This is a genomic window from Desulfovibrio sp. 1214_IL3152 (assembly GCF_036763055.1).
In the GTDB taxonomy this organism is placed as follows: Bacteria; Desulfobacterota; Desulfovibrionia; order Desulfovibrionales; family Desulfovibrionaceae; genus Desulfovibrio.
Genome location: NZ_JBAIYW010000017.1, coordinates 1 through 3,121 on the forward strand (window position 1 = coordinate 1; position 3,121 = coordinate 3,121).

The 3,121-nt window shown below is 59.9% G+C and carries 1 protein-coding gene; it reads right to left on the reverse strand.

Features of this window, described 5'->3' with window-relative positions:
• Positions 1-389 precede the first annotated feature (389 nt).
• On the reverse strand, positions 390-3,121 hold a 2,732-nt coding region (gene glgP, locus V6C07_RS00320; RefSeq protein ID WP_333534346.1), incomplete at its 5' end, for an alpha-glucan family phosphorylase.

The following is a 3,121-nucleotide window of genomic DNA, read 5'->3' on the forward strand; positions in this document are numbered from 1 at the left end:
AAACTATGGCAGGTGGCGGCGGAGAGATGGGCGGCCTGGGCGGCGGCACGGGCAGTTACCGGGCGCTGCTGTTGGACGCCATGAGTCTGCTTGACGGGCCGCTGCTTGAAGATCGGGCCGACGTGGAGCACATCTAGAGCAGATTAACTTTGAGAATATACATTCTCAAAGTTTAAGACACGCTCACTTCGGCGTTTAACCGCGCAGATAAACTGCGCTTGTATTTTTGCGGCGGGCGGCTGCGTGAGCAGTCGCCCCAAATGAAGGCACTGAGAGCATTTCAAAATTAAATTATTCCTGAAGAGGCCGCCCCCAGGGCGGCCTCTTTCTGTTTCCCGGAAGGGATATTTGCCTTCAAATGCTTGCTGGCTTTGCAGGCGCCAGGCGTTTTAGGCCCACAGCACAAGCCCTGTTTCAAGCGGCGTTGCCAGGTTTTTGTGATAGGGCAGCACCCGCACGCCGTAGCGGTATTGCCCGCTGTGGGTTGGAATGTAGGTGGCGGCAAAGTTCATGCCGTTTCCGCTTTCGCCGTTGTGGTCGGCTGCGCGCGGCTCAAGGCGCAGTATTTCGGGTTTGTCGATGAAGTTGCCGTTGACCAGGGCGCGGCCGATGACAAGCTGCACGAGTATTTCTTCCGGCTGCATTTCGCCTATGTGCATATGCAGACGCACGCTCACCGGCTCGCCGCAGATCATGGTGTTGTTTTCCACACCGCTGATGAAAAGTTCCTCCACCTTGACCGTGCCGAAGCGGGCAGGCAGGTCTTTTTCCCAGGCGGCAAGGCGGCGGCACCCCGACCAGTCGTTTTCGGCCAGCATGTTGCGGCGGCGCGCGGCCCGCAGGTAATACTGGCGGATGTAATCATTGAGCATGCGGTTGCTGCTGTACATGGCCGTAAGGCTTTTGAACGACCGCTTTGCCATGGCTATCCACTGGGTCGGCAGGTCGCCCTGGGTACGGTCGAAGTAGAGCGGCAGCACGGCGTTTTCCAGCAGGTTGTACAGCGCCTCGGCGTCCGCATAGTCGTTCTGCTCATTGCTGGGCAGCTCGGTGGTGACGACCGGGCCGATAGTCCAGCCGTTCTGTCTGTTATAGCCCTCGCACCACCAGCCGTCAGAGATGCTCAGGTTGACGCCGCCGTTGACGGGCAGCTTCATGCCGCTTGTGCCGGATGCCTCGTGCGGACGGCGCGGCGTGTTAAGCCAGACGTCGCAGCCCTGGGACATGACGCGCGATACGGACAGGCTGTAGTTCTCCAGAAAGAATATGCGCCCGAGAAAGCGCTCGTCCTGGCACATGCGCATGACTTCCTGAATGAGATTGATGCCCGCTTCGTCCGCCGGGTGCGCCTTGCCGGAAAAGACAAGCACCACCGGCCGATGGGGATTGTTGAGTATGCGGGCCAGGCGGTCGGGATCGGCAAAGAGCAGGGTGGCCCTCTTGTAGGGCGCAAAGCGGCGTGCAAAGCCGATAATGAGAGTTTCGGGCCGCAGCAGGGCTTCCATGCTTTTGCGAACAGTGGCATCCAGCTTGAAGCGCTGCGCAAAAACGGGAATGCGCTTGCGCAGGGCATCAAGCAGGGCTTCTTTCTGATGCTGCCGCGCAGCCCAGAAGGCTTCATCGGGGATGTCGTCCACCTTGTCCCACACGTCGGAGCCGGGCAGCGCCTGTAACCAGCCTGCGCCCAGATGCCTGTGCAGCAGTTCGTGCATCCAGCTGCCCACGTAGGACGGCGTATGGATGCCGTTGGTAACATGCCCGATGGGGGTTTCGGCCGTGGGCAGTCCCTTCCACAGCTTGTTCCACATATGGCGCGAAACCACGCCGTGCAGGCGGCTGACGCCGTTGGCCCAGCACGAGAGCCGCAAGGCCAGTACCGTCATTTCAAAGGCGTGGCTGTCGCCGCCCTCGATCTGCCCAAGTTGCACGAACTGCGGCCAGGAAAGGTCAAGGTTTTTAGCCATGCCGCCGAAGTAGCGTTCCATAAGCTCCAGCGAGAAGGATTCGTTGCCCGCAGGCACGGGGGTGTGCGTGGTGAACAGCGTGTTGGAGCGCACACGCACCACAGCCTCGTCATAGCTCATGCCCTGGGTCATGCAGTCGCGTACGCGCTCAAGGGCCATAAAGGCGGAATGCCCCTCGTTCATGTGGTACACGCCGGGGATGATGCCGAGGGTGCGCAAAAGGCGCATGCCGCCCTGACCGAGCAGTATTTCCTGTAGCAGGCGTGTTTCGCGGTTGGCCTCATACAGGCGGTCGGTGATGCGCCGGTCTTCGTCCGTATTGCGGGTAGTGTCCGTATCCAGCAGGTAAAGGTTTATGCGGCCCACCTGAAGTCGCCAGACCCGTGCGTAAAGGATGCGGCCCGGCAACTCCAGCTGTATGTAAACGGGCTGCCCCTGGGCGTCGTGTACCTGCTTTATGGGCATCTGCCCGAAATTGTTGACCGGGTATTGCGCCACCTGGCGGCCGCTGGCATCGATTTCCTGCATGAAATAGCCGCTCTTGTAGAGCAGGCCGACGCCCATGAGGGGCAGGGCCATGTCCGACGCGGACTTCAGGTGGTCGCCGGAGAGCACGCCAAGGCCGCCGGAATAGATGGGAATGGATTCGTTAAGTCCGTATTCCGTGGAAAAATAGACAATGGGGTGTTCGGGTGTCACGTCCACGCTGAGGGAACGGATGGGTTCGGCCATGTAGGCGTCAAACCTGTCCATAACCTTGTGGTACATAGCCATGTATTCTTCATTGGCGATAAGCTCCTTGAAGCGCGCGGGCCATGCTTCTTCCAGCATTTTCAGCGGATTGCGGCATGCTTCCCACAACTGGGGGTTCAGCGCCATAAACAGGGCCTTGGCCTGATCGTGCCAGCACCACCAGATGTTCTGGGCCAGTTCACGCAACCGTGAAAGCTCATGAGGGACTTCGGCAACGGCCATGATGGGACGCAGAAAGGGCGTGGCCGAGCAGGACGCCGTAAGCACCCGCGTGAGCGCTCCGTGGGCGGAGTCGTGGTCGGTGCGGGCATCGGACTTGGCAAGGGCGATATCAAACGCCTTGATATAGTTATCGAAAAAATAGCTCCACGAGGTTTTTTCCGCCAGGTCGCGGGCATGGCCGC